Annotated in this window: 12 protein-coding genes; all 12 read left to right on the top strand. The window is 71.9% G+C overall.

The window, feature by feature from the left end; all coding sequences use genetic code 11:
- The first annotated feature begins 2 nt into the window (after nucleotides 1–2).
- A complete protein-coding gene (locus JJ685_RS09030) occupies nucleotides 3–1,178 on the top strand; it encodes an acetyl-CoA C-acyltransferase (protein WP_201673921.1) in 1,176 nt (391 codons plus the stop codon).
- Nucleotides 1,179–1,322: 144 nt separating this feature from the next.
- Complete coding sequence (locus JJ685_RS09025) at nucleotides 1,323–3,149, top strand: acyl-CoA dehydrogenase (RefSeq protein ID WP_201673920.1); 1,827 nt, start codon at nucleotides 1,323–1,325, stop codon at nucleotides 3,147–3,149.
- A gap of 101 nt (nucleotides 3,150–3,250) precedes the next feature.
- Nucleotides 3,251–4,123 (top strand): phosphatase PAP2 family protein, encoded by an 873-nt coding sequence (locus JJ685_RS09020; RefSeq protein WP_201673919.1) that lies wholly within the window; start codon nucleotides 3,251–3,253, stop codon nucleotides 4,121–4,123.
- Nucleotides 4,120–5,049, top strand: a complete 930-nt coding sequence (locus JJ685_RS09015) for a hypothetical protein (protein WP_201673918.1) — start codon at nucleotides 4,120–4,122, stop codon at nucleotides 5,047–5,049. Before JJ685_RS09020 ends, JJ685_RS09015 begins: the two co-directional genes overlap by 4 nt.
- Nucleotides 5,046–6,119 carry a glycosyltransferase family 2 protein gene (locus tag JJ685_RS09010; RefSeq protein ID WP_201673917.1) on the top strand — a complete coding sequence of 358 codons (1,074 nt, stop codon included), beginning with the start codon at nucleotides 5,046–5,048 and terminating at the stop codon, nucleotides 6,117–6,119. The genes JJ685_RS09015 and JJ685_RS09010 overlap by 4 nt, the downstream gene beginning before the upstream one ends.
- Nucleotides 6,112–7,677, top strand: coding sequence for an ArnT family glycosyltransferase (locus JJ685_RS09005; protein WP_201673916.1), 1,566 nt, complete (start codon nucleotides 6,112–6,114; stop codon nucleotides 7,675–7,677). Before JJ685_RS09010 ends, JJ685_RS09005 begins: the two co-directional genes overlap by 8 nt.
- A gap of 82 nt (nucleotides 7,678–7,759) precedes the next feature.
- Entirely contained in the window at nucleotides 7,760–8,548 is a 789-nt protein-coding gene (locus JJ685_RS09000) for an SDR family oxidoreductase (protein WP_201673915.1), read from the top strand.
- Between the two features lie 4 nt (nucleotides 8,549–8,552).
- Nucleotides 8,553–8,981, top strand: a complete 429-nt coding sequence (locus JJ685_RS08995; protein ID WP_201673914.1) for a PaaI family thioesterase — start codon at nucleotides 8,553–8,555, stop codon at nucleotides 8,979–8,981.
- 10 nt (nucleotides 8,982–8,991) lie between these two features.
- Nucleotides 8,992–10,005, top strand: coding sequence for an NADP-dependent oxidoreductase (locus JJ685_RS08990; RefSeq protein WP_201673913.1), 1,014 nt, complete (start codon nucleotides 8,992–8,994; stop codon nucleotides 10,003–10,005).
- 31 nt (nucleotides 10,006–10,036) lie between these two features.
- The gene (locus JJ685_RS08985) at nucleotides 10,037–11,704 is read left to right on the top strand and encodes an isovaleryl-CoA dehydrogenase (RefSeq protein ID WP_236598853.1); all 1,668 of its coding nucleotides are present in this window, start codon (nucleotides 10,037–10,039) and stop codon (nucleotides 11,702–11,704) included.
- Between the two features lie 4 nt (nucleotides 11,705–11,708).
- Nucleotides 11,709–12,662 (top strand): glutathione S-transferase family protein, encoded by a 954-nt coding sequence (locus tag JJ685_RS08980; RefSeq protein WP_201673912.1) that lies wholly within the window; start codon nucleotides 11,709–11,711, stop codon nucleotides 12,660–12,662.
- 5 nt (nucleotides 12,663–12,667) lie between these two features.
- Nucleotides 12,668–13,216 carry a methylated-DNA--[protein]-cysteine S-methyltransferase gene (locus tag JJ685_RS08975; RefSeq protein ID WP_330901733.1) on the top strand — a complete coding sequence of 183 codons (549 nt, stop codon included), beginning with the start codon at nucleotides 12,668–12,670 and terminating at the stop codon, nucleotides 13,214–13,216.
- Nucleotides 13,217–13,219: the final 3 nt, after the last annotated feature.

The following is a 13,219-nucleotide window of genomic DNA, read 5'->3' as shown; positions in this document are numbered from 1 at the left end:
CCATGAGCAAAGCCGTCATCGTCTCCACCGCCCGCACGCCCCTCACCAAGAGCTGGAAGGGTGCCTTCAACATGACGCACGGCGCCACGCTGGGCGGCCACGCGGTCAAGAACGCGGTCCAGCGCGCGGGCATCGCGCCCGACGCGGTCGAGGACGTCCTCATGGGCTGCGCCAATCCCGAGGGGGCCACGGGCGCCAACATCGCGCGCCAGATCGCGCTGATGGCCGGCCTGCCGGTGACGGTGTCGGGCGCCACCGTCAACCGCTTCTGCTCCTCGGGCCTGCAGACGATCGCGATGGCTTCGCAGCGGATCATCGCGGGCGAGGGCGAGGTGTACGTGGCCGGCGGCGTCGAGAGCATCTCCTGCGTGCAGCAGGAGATGAACCAGCACATGCTGCGCGACCCGGCGCTGATGGAGAAGAAGCCCGAGATCTACTGGACGATGCTGCAGACGGCGGAACAGGTCGCCAAGCGCTACAACATCTCGCGCGAGCGGATGGACGAATACGGCGCGGCCAGCCAGCAGAAGGCCTGCGCCGCCCAGGAAGCGGGCAAGTTCAAGGACGAGATCGCGCCGATCACCGTGAAGACCGGCGTGGCGGATCCGGTGATGGGCCTCACGACCCGGGAAGTGACGGCGTCGCAGGACGAGGGCCTGCGTCCCGGCACCACGGCGGAAGGCATCAGCGGCATCAAGCCGGCGCTGCCCGGCGGTGTGATCTCCGCCGGCAACGCGAGCCAGTTCTCCGACGGCGCCGGCGCCTGCGTGGTGGTGAGCGAGGAGTACGCCAGCCGGAACAACCTGAAGCCCATGGGCCGCTTCCTCGGCTTCGCGGTGGCCGGCTGCGAGCCCGACGAGATGGGCATCGGCCCGGTGTTCGCCGTGCCCAAGGTGCTCAAGCGCCTGGGACTGACGGTGCAGGACATCGACCTGTGGGAACTGAACGAAGCCTTCGCGGTGCAGGTGCTGTACTGCCGCGACAAGCTGGGCATCCCGGCCGACCGCCTCAACGTCAACGGCGGCGCCATCGCCGTGGGCCACCCCTACGGCGTCTCCGGCCAGCGCCTGACCGGCCACGCCCTGATCGAAGGCAAGCGACGCGGCGCCAAGCGCGTCGTCGTCACGATGTGCATCGGCGGCGGGATGGGGGCTGCCGGCGTGTTCGAAGTCCTCTAAAAAACCTGACAGCCGAACGCAGAGGGCGCAGAGGAGCCGCAGAGGACGCAGAAAAGAAAAGAAGAGAAGCGAACAATCAAGAGGACTTTTCTGCGTCCTCTGCGAACCTTTGCGCCCTCTGCGTTCGGTATTTTGTTTTCTCCCATGTCCACATTGCGCCCCACCCTCGAATTCCTCCTCTACGACTGGCTGCACGCGGAAAGCCTGACCGAGCGGGAACGCTTCGCCGACCATTCGCGCGAGACCTTCGGCGCGGTGATGGATATCTGCGAGCGGATCGCGCGCGAGAAGTACGCGCCTTTCAACCGGCTGGTGGATACGGAGGAGCCGCGCTTCGACGGCGAGAGGGTGATCCTGCCCAGGGCCACCCACGAGGCGCACGCCGCCTACGTCGGCTCGGGGATGCTGGGCGCCGCGCAGGACTACGAGCTCGGCGGCATGCAACTGCCGTACACCATCGAGGCGGCCGCCGGCACCTTCTTCGCCACGGCCTCGGTCAGCATCGGCGGCGGCCTGCTCACCATCGGCAACGCCAACCTGCTGATGGCGCACGGCACGCCGCTGCAGCGGGAGGTCTTCGCCCGCAACGAGTTCAGCGGCCGCTTCTCCGGCACCATGTGCCTGTCGGAACCGCAGGCGGGCTCCTCGCTGTCGGACATCGCCACCCGCGCCTTGCCGGACGGCCCGGACTTCGAGGCCGACCCGCTCGGCCCGCGCTACCGCCTCAGGGGCAACAAGATGTGGATCTCCGCCGGCGAACACGAGCTGGCCGAGAACATCGTGCACCTGGTGCTGGCGAAGATCCCCGGCCCCGACGGCAAGCCGGTGCCGGGCACGCGCGGGATCTCGCTGTTCGTCGTGCCCAAGAAGCTGGTGGACACCGAAGGCCGCCTCACCGGCGAGCGCAACGACATCGCCCTGGCCGGCCTGAACCACAAGCTGGGATGGCGCGGCACCACCAACACGCTGCTCAATTTCGGCGAAGGCAGCTTCCCGGTGCGCGGCGGCGCCGGCGCGATCGGCTACCTGGTGGGCCGTCCGGGCGAGGGCCTTCGCTGCATGTTCCACATGATGAACGAGGCGCGCATCGGCATCGGCATGGCCGCGACCTCGCTCGGGCTGGCCGGCTACCAGGCCTCGCTGGAGTACGCGAAGAACCGCCCGCAGGGGCGCCCCGTGGGACCCGCGGGAAAGGACCCCGCGCAGCCGCAGGTCCGCATCATCGAGCACGCCGACGTCAAGCGCATGCTGCTGGCGCAGAAGTCGTACTGCGAGGGCGCGCTGGCGCTGCTGCTGTACTGCGCGCGGCTGGTGGATGAACAGCACACCGGCACGCCCGAGGCCGCCGACGAGGCCCGCCTGCTGCTGGAGGTGCTGACGCCGGTCGCCAAGAGCTGGCCCAGCGAGTTCTGCCTCGAGGCCAACTCGCTGGCCATCCAGGTCCACGGCGGCTACGGCTACACCCGGGACTTCCCGGTGGAACAGTACTGGCGCGACAACCGCCTGAACATGATCCACGAGGGCACCCACGGCATCCAGGCGGCCGACCTGCTGGGGCGCAAGGTGGTGATGGAAGGCGGCAAGGGCCTGGCGCTGCTGGCCGCACGCATCAATGCGACCATCGAGCGCGCGATCCAGCAGCCGCAACTGGCGGAGCATGCCAATGCGCTGGGCCAAGCCCTGCAGAAGGTCGGCGCCGCGACCAAGGCGGCCTGGGCCACGGCCAACGCGGCCGAGGCGCTGGCCAATGCCGTGCCCTATATGCAGGCCTTCGGCCACCTGGTGATCGCCTGGACCTGGCTCGACGTGCTGCTGGCCCTGCCGGCCCAGGTCGAGAGGCCGGCCGAAGAGGGCCGGGTGCGCGCCGCGCGCTACTTCTTCCACTACGAGCTGCCCCGGATCCCGGCCTGGCTGCGGGTCGTCGAGACGCGCGATCCGACCTGCGCGACCATGCCGGAGGACGCCTTCTGACGGCCGCGCTCCCCGGCCACAGAAACCTTGCCGTGTCTTAAGACAACCGCAATTTTTCCGCCGCATACTGCCCGGTTCGCACTGATTGTCGATTCGGGAGAATGAAGAACTTGCCTAACGGCACGGCCGACCCTGGCGGCCCGCGCCCGCTGCCTTGGCTGTGCGCCGGGGGCGTCCTGCTGGTGCTCGCGGGCCTCCTGGTCCATCTTTCGGGCGCCGACCCGGCTTGGATGCTCCGGGTGCACGCCGGCGCGCCGTCCGCGCTGTCCTCCATGTTCTGGTCAGTCACCACCGTGATGGGGCTGGGCTCCTGCGCGGTGATCTGCGTGCTCGCCGTCGACCGCGGGGCCGGGCGCGTGGCGGCGCTGTTGCCGCCCGTGTTCCTGCTGGGCGGCGTCCTCACCCATGCCGTCAAATGGCTGCTGGCCGTGCCGCGTCCGGCCGGCAGCGCGCTGGCGCCGCAGCTGCACGTGATCGGCTCGGCGTTCCGGGGCGCGGTCTCGATGCCTTCCGGCCATGCGCTCACGGCCGCGGCGGCGGCGGCGCTGGTCTGCCTCGCGCTGCCCGGCCGCCGGCCCCTGGCGATGCTCCTGGTCGGGGCCGCGGCCGGCTGCATCGCCTGGTCGCGCGTGGTCGTCGGGGCCCACTGGCCGTCCGACGTGCTGGTCGGCGCAGGCCTGGGGCTGCTGGCCGTGGCCGCGTGCCTGGCCGGCTGGGAGCGCGGGCCGGGCCGGCGCCTGCACGCGGCCCTGGTCCGGCGCATCGCCGCGCCCACCGGCCAGCGCTGGGTGGCGGTCGCGGAGCTCGCGGCCGCGGCGGTCCTGCTCGAGGAACGCACCGGCTATCCGGCCGGAGTGCCGACGGTGGTGGTGCTCGCGATCATGGCCTGCGCGAGCGCTGCCTGGCGCTGGCGCGCGGCCCGCGATCCGCGCGCCACGCGCACCCTGCGCGACGCACCGGCGGAGCGCTCGTGAAGGAGGCCGCGGCCGGCGAATCGGGCAGCCCCGCACCGGGCCCCCACCCGCTGCACTGGCTGCGCGTCGGGCTCACCGTGCTGGTGTGCCTGCTCGCCTGGGCCTGGCTGCTGCGCCACGCCCGCCTGGACGCGCTGCAGTCCCAGGCCGCGCGCCTGCCGGCCTGGAACTGGTTCGCGGCCGCCGCGGCGCTGCTGGCGGGCCATGCCTTGCGGGCGGTGCGCCTGCAGCGCGACTGGCGGCACGTCGCGCCGGTGCGCTGGTGGGACTGCCTGCGCCTCGTGCTCACCCACAACGCCATGGTCGTGATGCTGCCTCTGCGCGCCGGCGAGGCCGCCTACCTCTGGGCCGTGCGGCGCCAGTGGGGCGTCGGCTGGGGGCCGGCCGGCCTGGCCTTGCTGCGCTGGCGGGTGCAGGATGCGGCCGTGCTCGCGCTGCTGGCGCTGCTGCTGCTCGTGCCCCTCGCGCCCGGGCTGCGCCTGCTGCTCGCCGCGGGCGCGGCGCTCCTGATGCACCTGCTGCTGCCGCCGCTGTGGCGCTGGCTGTCCGCGCGGGCCGGGGGCGCCGTCCACGCCATGGCATCGCCCTGGCAGGGCCTGCCTGCCAGCGTCGGCAACTGGACGCTCAAGGTGCTGGCCAACGGCGGCCTGCTCGCCGCGCTGGCCGGCCTGCCGCTGGCGGACGCCTGGCGCGCCGCGCTCGGCGGCGAGCTCGCCGGCGTGCAACCCCTGCAGCCGCCAGCGGGCCTGGGCGTCTACGAAGGCGGCGTCTGGCTCGCCGCGGGCGCGCCGCCCGCCGCAGTCGGCGCCGTCGTGTCCGCCGCGCTGGCGGTGCACGCGTTCAGCCTGGCGGTGGCGCTGGGGGCTGCCGCTCTTGCGCAGTTGCGCCTGCCGGGGTCCACTGTGCGCAAGGAATCGCCTTCATGAATTCCGCCTCCCTTCCTCCGCTGGCCGCAGCCGACGCGGCTGTGGCGGCGGCCGCCTCAGGCGACTTCGCCGGGCTGCCGGCCCACCGCCTGTCGATCGTCGTTCCCATGTTCAACGAGGTGGACAACGCCGCGGCCCTGGTGGACGCCGTCGAATCGGCGCTCGCCGCCTATCCCTGGCCCTGGGAGCTGATCGTCGTCGACGACGGCAGCACCGACGGCACCGGCCGCACGCTGGACCGCCGCGCGCGCGAGTCGGGCTCCTGGGTGCGCGTGCTGCACCTGGCGCGCAATTTCCGCCAGACCGCGGCCATGCAGGCGGGCATCGACGCCGCCCGCGGCGACGTGATCGCCACCCTGGACGGCGACCTGCAGAACGACCCCGCCGACATCCCGCGCATGGTGGCGCGCCTGCTCGCCGAGGATCTGGACCTCGTCGCCGGCTGGCGGCGCGAGCGCCAGGACGGCTTCGTCCTGCGCCGGCTGCCTTCCCTGCTGGCCAACCGGCTGATCCGCAGCGTGAGCGGCCTGCAGTTCCAGGACCTGGGCTGCAGCCTCAAGGTGTTCCGCGCCGGCGTGCTGCGCCAGGTGCGCCTCTACGGCGAGATGCACCGCTTCATCCCCGCCTGGCTGGCCACGGTGACCAGCCCCTCGCGCATGGCGGAGGAACCGGTGCGGCACCACCCGCGCCGCGCCGGCCGCTCCAAGTACGGCATCACCCGCACCGTCCGCGTCCTGCTGGACCTGCTGGCGGTGCACTTCTTCCTGCGCTTCGGTACCCGCCCGGGCCACTTCTTCGGCGGCATCGGGCTCGCCGTCATGCTGGCAGGCTCCCTGATGCTGGCCTACCTGGGCTTTCTCAAGCTCACCGGCCATTCCATCGGCGCCCGGCCGCTGCTCGCGCTCGGTTTTTTCCTCGTGCTGGGCGGCGTGCAACTGCTCACGACCGGCGTGCTGGCCGAGCTGCTGATGCGGGTCTATTTCGATGTCGGTCGGGCGCGGGCGTACCGCGTGCGCGGCGGCGACACCAACGCCCCGGGAGCGCCGGACGAGGCGGGCTGGCATGGCTGACCCGGCGGCGGCGGACGCCCGCTGGCCGGGCTGGGCCGCCGTGCCCGCGCTGCGCCGCGTCGCCTTCGCGCTGCTGCTCGCACTGCCGCTGCTGTGGCAGCTGGGGGGCACGCCCCTGTTCGACGTCGACGAGGGCGCGTTCTCGGAGGCCACGCGCGAGATGCTGGCCAGCGGCGACTGGGGCCACACCACCCTCAACGGCGCCGACCGCTTCGACAAGCCGATCCTGATCTACTGGCTGCAGGCCGCCAGCGCCGCCGCGTTCGGCTTCGGCGAGTTCGCGCTGCGCCTGCCGTCCGCGCTGGCCTGCTGGGCGATGGCGCTCGCCCTGGCCGCCTTCGCCGCCCGCCGCTGGGGCGAGCGCGCGGGCCTGCTCGCCGGCGCGATGACGGTGACCAGCATCGGCTGGCAGATGATCGGCCGCGGCGCCACCGCCGACGGCGTGCTGAACCTGCTGCTGGTGCTGGCCACGCTCGATGCCTGGCGCTTCCTGGACACCGGCCGCAAGGCGCCGCTGCGCCGCGCGTTTGCCTGGGTGGGCCTCGGCCTGCTGGTCAAAGGCCCCATCGCGCTGCTGGTGCCCGGCGCCGCGGTGCTGGTCTGGTGCGCCGCGAGCCGCCGCTGGGCGCCGCTGCGCCTTGCGCTGGCGGACCTCCCGGGCTGGGCGCTGCTGCTCGCGCTGGCCGCGCCCTGGTACGCCTATGCGCTGCACCGCCACGGCATGGCCTTCGTCGAAGGCTTCCTGCTGCGGCACAACGTGGAGCGCTTCACCGGGACCATCGGCGGCCACGCGGGCTCGTCGCTGTACTACCTCGTGGTGCTGCCGCTGCTCGCGTTGCCCTGGACGCCGCTGCTGGCCGGCGTGCTGCGGCGCTGGCGCGCCGCCTGGGCCGACCCGCTGGGTCGCTTCCTGCTCGGGTGGAGCGCCTTCGTCCTGCTGTTCTTCTCCTTCGCCTCCACCAAGCTGCCGCACTACGTGCTGTACGGCTACGCGCCGCTGGTGCTGCTGATGGCGCGCGCGCTGGCCGAAGGTTCGAAGCGGCTGCACCGCCTGGCGGCGGCGGGCCTGGTCCTGGGCGCGCTGCTGGTCGCGGCGCTGCCCTGGCTGGTGCTGCACTTCGCGCCCGCCGTGCGCGACCCCTTCTACCGCGCGCTGCTGTCCGGCGTGCCGGCTCCGTCCTGGCAGCCGGTCGCAGGGCTGTCGGCGGTGCTGGCGCTGCTGCTGGCCTGGAAGACAGGCGCGCCGGCGCTGCGGCTCGCCGGCGCGGCGGGCGCGCTGGCCCTGTTCATCGCGGGAGCCACGCTGCCCTGGTTCGGCGAGGCCTTGCAGGGGCCGGTGCGCCGTGCCGCCGCCGCGGCCGCCTCGCACCCGGGCACGGTGGCGCAGTGGCAGGTCCACCTTCCCAGCTTCGCCGTCTACCTCGCTCGGGTGTCGCCCAAGCGCGATCCGCTGCCGGAAGACATGGTGCTGACGCGGGCCGACCGCGTGCCGCCCGGCGAGCCGCGGGCCCGCCTGTACGAGGAGCGCGGCGTGGTGCTGCTGGGGCCGCGGCGCTGACGCTGTCCCTCACGCGGCAGGCGGGGTCGGGCCGGTTTCGGCATGATTCGAGGTTTCCGACCGAAACGACCCGAGGATGACAATGACACGCAGCGTATTCGAGCTGTTCGACCTGAAGGGAAAGACGGCCCTCGTGACCGGCGGCTCGCGCGGGCTGGGCCTGCAGCTGGCCCGCGCGCTCGGCGAGGCCGGTGCCCGCATCATGCTCACCGCCCGCAAGGAGGGCGAACTGGAGGAGGCCAGCGCCGACCTGCAGGCCGCCGGCATCGACACCCGCTGGATCGCCGCCGACTGCGCCCGCGAGGAGGACATCCGCCGCCTGGCCGACCAGACCCTGGCGCGCATGGGCGAGGTCGACATCCTGGTGAACAACGCGGGCGCCGCCTGGGGCGCGCCGGCCGAGGACCATCCGACCGAAGCCTGGGACAAGGTGATGAACCTCAACATCCGCGGCTACTTCCTCCTGAGCCAGCAGATCGGCAAGCGCAGCATGATCCCGCGCCGGCAGGGCCGCATCCTCAACGTGGCCTCCATCGCCGGGCTGGGCGGCAACCCCGAGGGCCACAACACCATCGCCTACAACACCTCCAAGGGCGCGGTGATCACCTTCACCCAGGCGCTGGCCGCCGAGTGGGGCCGGCACCGCATCAACGTCAATGCGATCTGCCCCGGCTTCTTCCCGAGCAAGATGACGAAGCACACCCTGGACACCATGGGCGACGAGCTGCTGAAGAACGCGCCGCTGCACCGCTTCGGCGACGACGAGGACCTCAAGGGCGCCTGCCTGCTGTTCGCCTCGGACGCCGGCAAGCACATCACCGGCCAGTGGCTCGCCGTCGACGGCGGCGTGTCCTGCATCGCGGGAGGTTGAACGAGTGACGACCCCCAAGCTGTTTGGCGTCGAGATCCCTTTCGTCGAGCACCTCGGCTTCGAGCTGGTGAAGATGGAAGGCGGCGAATCGATCCTGCGCTTCGAGCCGAGGCGCGAGCACATGAACTCCTTCTTCGTGGCGCACGGCGGCGCGATCATGACACTGCTCGACGTGACCATGGCCACGGCGGCGCGCAGCCTCGACCTCGAGACCGGCGTCGTGACCATCGAGATGAAGACCACCTTCATGCAGCCCTGCCAGGGGCTGCTGACCGGCAAGGGCCGGCTGATGCACCGGACGAAGTCCATGGCCTTCACCGAGGGAACGGTCTACGATCCCGAAGGCCGGGCCTGCGCCCATGCCACCGGCACCTTCAAGTACGTCAAGCGCCCGGCACCCACGGCGCAGTCCAACGTCATCTCCACCGATTGAGGAGGCCCCCATGCCCCAGAACAGGCAGTTCCTGCTGGACAGCCGCCCGCAAGGCGAGGCGCGCGCCGACAACTTCAAGCTGGTGACCGGCGACACCCCGGCGCTGAAGGAAGGTGAGGTGCTCGTGCGCCACCACTACCTCAGCCTCGACCCGTACATGCGCGGGCGCATGGACGACGCGAAGAGCTATGCGGCGCCGCAGCCGCTCGGGCAGGTGATGCAGGGCGGCACCGTGGGCGAGGTGGTCGAGAGCCGCAGCCCGAGGTTCCAGGCCGGCGACAAGGTGGTCGGCATGGGCGGCTGGCAGGAATATGCCGTGGTGTCGGCGGAGCAGGGCGGCCTGCGCAAGGTGGACACCACCCATGTGCCGCTGTCGCACTATCTCGGCGCCGTGGGCATGCCGGGCGTCACTGCGTGGTACGGGCTCACGCAGATCATCCAGCCCAAGGCGGGCCAGACGGTGGTCGTCAGCGCGGCCAGCGGCGCGGTGGGCAGCGCGGTCGGCGTGCTGGCGAAGCAGCGCGGCTGCCGCGCGGTCGGTATCGCCGGCGGGCCGGACAAGTGCCGCTACGTCGAACAGGAACTGGGCTTCGACGCCTGCGTCGACTACCGGCAGTACGCCGACGCGCCGTCGCTGGCGCGCGCCCTCAAGGAGGCCTGCCCGGGTGGAATCGACGGCCTGTTCGAGAACGTCGGCGGCATGGTCCTGGATGCGGTGATGCTGCGCATGAACGACTTCGGCCGCATCGCCGTGTGCGGCATGATTGCCGGCTACGAAGGCAAGCCGATCCCGCTGGCGTACCCGCAGGTGATCCTGCGCAGCCGCCTGCTGGTGCAGGGCTTCATCGTCAGCGAGCACATGGAACTGTGGCCGCAGGGGCTGCAGGAGCTGGGGCAGCTGGTGGGCTCGGGCAAGTTCCGGCCGCGCGAATCGGTGGCGCAGGGCCTGGAGTCGGCGCCGGACGCCTTCCTTGGCATGCTCAAGGGCCGCAATTTCGGCAAGCAGGTGGTGAAGCTGGTCTGAGAACAGCCGGCTGGTGGATACTCGGGCGGTCATGCCAGCGCCGGGAGCCGCCATGCCGGAGTTCGCCACGCACGAAGTCTTCAACCAGCCGGGGCCGCTGGTCGACGTCAACCTGTTCGAGACGCACCGGGCCCTGCAGGACGCGCTGCGCTTCAACGCGCCGGAGCTCGACCCGGCGCCGCTGCGCGAACTCGGCGCGCTGGCCGGCTCGGCCGAGATGCAGACGCACGCACGGCTCGCCAACGTGCACACCCCCGAGCTGCGCACGCACGACCGCTTCGGCCATCGCCTCGATGAAGTCGAGTTCCACCCCAGTTACCACGCCCTGATGGCCGCGGCGGTGCGGGCGGGGCTGCACGGTGCGCCTTGGGGCACGTCGGCGTCCGGCGCGCACGTGCTGCGCGCGGCCGGCTTCATGCTCTTCACCGGGCTGGAGCCCTCCATCCTGTGCCCGATCTCGATGAGCTATGCGGTCACGCCGGCGCTGCGGGCCAACGCCGCGGTGTACGCGGACTGGGCCCCCAAGCTCACCAGCCGCAGCTACGACCCGCTGCTGAAGCCCTTCACGGAGAAGCCGGGCGTCACGATGGGCATGGGCATGACGGAGAAGCAGGGCGGCTCCGACGTGCGCTCGAACAGCACCCGCGCCGTCGCCGACGGCAGCGACGGCTGGGGTCCGCGCTTCCGAGTCACGGGCCACAAGTGGTTCTTCTCGGCGCCCATGTGCGACGCTTTCCTGATCCTCGCCAACACCCCGGCCGGGCTCAGCTGCCTGTTCCTGCCGCGCGTGCTGCCCGATGGCAGCCGCAACGCGCTGCGCATCCAGCGCCTGAAGGACAAGCTCGGCAACAAGGCCAACGCCAGCTCCGAAGTCGAATTCCAGGAAGCGACCGCGTGGCTCGTGGGCGAGGAAGGGCGGGGCGTGCCGAAGATCCTCGAGATGGGAACCCTGACGCGCCTCGACTGCGCGCTGGGCACCAGCGGCCTCATGCGGCAGGCGCTGGCGCTGGCGCTGGACCACACGCGGCAGCGCATGGCCTTCGGCAAGCGCCTGATCGAGCAGCCGCTGATGCGCAACGTGCTGGCCGACCTGGCGCTGGAGAGCGAGGCCGCCACGGCGCTGGCCCTGCGGCTGGCGCGCGGCTACGACAAGCGCGGCGATGCCCACGAGGCCGCCATCGCGCGCCTGCTGACGCCGATCTCCAAGTTCTGGATCTGCAAGCGCGGCAGCGCCTTCGCCCAGGAGGCGATGGAGTGCCTGGGCGGCAACGGCTACGTGGAAGAGGGCGGCGAGGGCGTCATGGCCCGGATCTACCGCGAGATGCCGGTCAATTCGATCTGGGAAGGCGCCGGCAACATCATGGCGCTGGACCTGCTGCGGGCGCTGCGCAGCGGCGACGCGGGCGCGGCGCTGGCCCACGAACTGGCCGCGGCCAGGGGCGCGCACCCGGCCCTCGACCGGCTGGCCTCCAGCCTGCCCGCGCGCGTCGAAGAGATGGCCACCGAGGTCGAGGCGCGCCGGCTCGCGCAGGAGGTCGCGCTGGCCGTCCAGGCCGCGCTGCTCGCGCAGACCGCGCCGCCGGCGGTGGTCGACGCCTTCTGCGCCTCGCGCCTGGACGGCGACTGGGGCCAGGCCTTCGGCACCCTGTCCGGCCGCACCGATTTCGACGCCATCCTGCTGCGCGCGCTTCCCCGCTGAGAACATGAACGACCTGATCCTGCACCACTACCCCAGCTCGCCGTTCTCCGAAAAGATCCGCCTCGTCCTCGGCTTCAAGAAGCTGCCGTGGAAGTCGGTGCACGTGCCGGCGATCCTGCCGAAACCGGACGTGACCGCGCTGACCGGCGGCTACCGCCGCACGCCCGTGCTGCAGGTGGGGGCGGACATCTACTGCGACACGGCCCTTATTTGCGACGTGCTGGAACATGTGCGCCCCGAGCCCACGCTGTACCCGCCGCACCTCAAGGGCGTGTGCCGCATCTTCGCGCAGTGGGCGGATTCGACCCTGTTCTGGGCCGCCATGGGCTACAACCTGCAGCCCCGGGGCGCGGCCCACGTGTTCGCGAAGGCGCCGCCCGACATGGCCAAGGCGTTCGCCGAGGACCGCAAGGCCATGTCCGTCAACATGGTGCGCCATCGTCCCGGCGACGCCACCTCGGCCTACCGCTCCTACCTGCGGCGCATCGCCAACATGGCCGACGAGCACGACTTCCTGTTCGGGGTCGAGCCCTGCGTGGCCGACTTCGCGGCCTACCACGGCATCTGGTACACGCGCACGCAGGTTCCGCTGCTGGCGGACATCCTCAACCCCACGCCTTCGGTGGCCGAATGGGCGAACCGCGTGGAGGCGATCGGGCACGGGCCGATGACGCGGCTCACGCCGGAGGACGCGCTCGCGATGGCCAGCGCCGCCGAACCGCAGCCGTCCGGGTCCAACCTGCTGATCGACAGCGCCTTCCAGGACGACCACGGCATCCCTCTGGGCAGCCGCGTCACGGTGACCCCGGAATCCTTCGGCAACGAGCCCACCGAAGGCGAGCTCATCGCCGCCACGCGCACCCACTACAGCCTGCGGCGCGAGGACCCGCGCGCCGGCGTCGTGCACGTGCACTTCCCGCGGCTCGGCTACGCGCTGCGGGCGGTCGCCGGGAGCTGAGTGCCGTGGCACGGGCGCAGGGCTGCTGCCTGTTCGACACGGCCATCGGGCCCTGCGCCATCGCGTGGGCCGATGACGTCCTTGCGGGCGTGCAGTTGCCGGAAACCACCCGGGCGGGCACCCTGGCGCGGCTTCGGCGGCACGTCGGCGCCGGAGTGCCGGAATGCGAGCCACCGTCCTTCGTGCAGGGCGCCATCGCCCGCATCCAGGCACTGCTGGCCGGCGCGAAAGACGACCTCGCAGACCTGCCGCTGGACCTGGCGAGCGTGCCGCCCTTCCACCAGCGGGTCTACGCGGTGACGCGTGCGATCCCTCCCGGCGAAGTGCTGACCTATGGCGAGGTGGCCCGCCGGCTCGGCGAACCCGGCGCCGCGCGGGCCGTCGGCCAGGCGCTCGGGCACAACCCGTTCGCGCCGGTCGTCCCCTGCCATCGGGTGCTGGCGGCCGGCGGCAAGTCGGGTGGGTTCTCGGCGGAGGGCGGAACGAACACCAAGCTGCGGATGCTGGAGATCGAACAGGCCCGGCTCGGGCAGGGGCCCGGCCTGTTCGATTGACGA

It is taken from the genome of Ramlibacter monticola (genome assembly GCF_016722785.1).
In the GTDB taxonomy this organism is placed as follows: domain Bacteria; phylum Pseudomonadota; class Gammaproteobacteria; order Burkholderiales; family Burkholderiaceae_C; genus Ramlibacter; species Ramlibacter monticola.
The sequence above is the reverse complement of the archived record's forward strand: the minus strand, read 5'-3'. Positions and strand labels throughout refer to the sequence as shown.

What these genes read in the sequence shown, in the direction of transcription:
- JJ685_RS08980 (WP_201673912.1), top strand. Translation starts at nt 11,709, where the DNA reads ATGAACGACCTGATCCTGCACCACTACCCCAGCTCGCCGTTCTCCGAA.
- JJ685_RS09025 (WP_201673920.1), top strand. Translation starts at nt 1,323, where the DNA reads ATGTCCACATTGCGCCCCACCCTCGAATTCCTCCTCTACGACTGGCTG.
- JJ685_RS09000 (WP_201673915.1), top strand. Translation starts at nt 7,760, where the DNA reads ATGACACGCAGCGTATTCGAGCTGTTCGACCTGAAGGGAAAGACGGCC.
- JJ685_RS09010 (WP_201673917.1), top strand. Translation starts at nt 5,046, where the DNA reads ATGAATTCCGCCTCCCTTCCTCCGCTGGCCGCAGCCGACGCGGCTGTG.
- JJ685_RS09030 (WP_201673921.1), top strand. Translation starts at nt 3, where the DNA reads ATGAGCAAAGCCGTCATCGTCTCCACCGCCCGCACGCCCCTCACCAAG.
- JJ685_RS09020 (WP_201673919.1), top strand. Translation starts at nt 3,251, where the DNA reads ATGAAGAACTTGCCTAACGGCACGGCCGACCCTGGCGGCCCGCGCCCG.
- JJ685_RS08985 (WP_236598853.1), top strand. Translation starts at nt 10,037, where the DNA reads ATGCCAGCGCCGGGAGCCGCCATGCCGGAGTTCGCCACGCACGAAGTC.
- JJ685_RS08990 (WP_201673913.1), top strand. Translation starts at nt 8,992, where the DNA reads ATGCCCCAGAACAGGCAGTTCCTGCTGGACAGCCGCCCGCAAGGCGAG.
- JJ685_RS09005 (WP_201673916.1), top strand. Translation starts at nt 6,112, where the DNA reads ATGGCTGACCCGGCGGCGGCGGACGCCCGCTGGCCGGGCTGGGCCGCC.